We start from the raw sequence: 281 nt of genomic DNA, 5'->3' as shown, positions 1-281 counted from the left end.
GCCCGCGTCCGTGACCCCAATCGCAAGGGTTCGGTCGAGAACGCGATCGGCCACACCCAGGCCACGGCCCTGAAGGGAAGGCGGTTCGAGTCCCTGCAAGAGCAGAACGATTTCCTCGAACACTGGGAGACCAAGTGGGCCGCCTCGCGCATCCATGGCAGCGCGCGCCGCCAGGTGCAGGCCATGTTCGAGGAGGAACAGCCGTTGCTGCAGCCGCTGCCGATGCTGGGCATGCAGTACTTCACCGAGGCGCAGCGCACCGTGTGCGACGACAGCTGCGT

The 281-nt window shown here is 66.5% G+C and carries 1 pseudogene; it reads left to right on the top strand.

What is annotated here, in order from left to right:
* Positions 1 to 281, top strand: a pseudogene (locus AC3A6Y_RS35050) (IS21 family transposase); the annotation flags it as partial.

Source organism: Variovorax sp. Soil_C_17 (genome assembly GCF_057657265.1).
The sequence above is the reverse complement of the archived record's forward strand: the minus strand, read 5'-3'. Positions and strand labels throughout refer to the sequence as shown.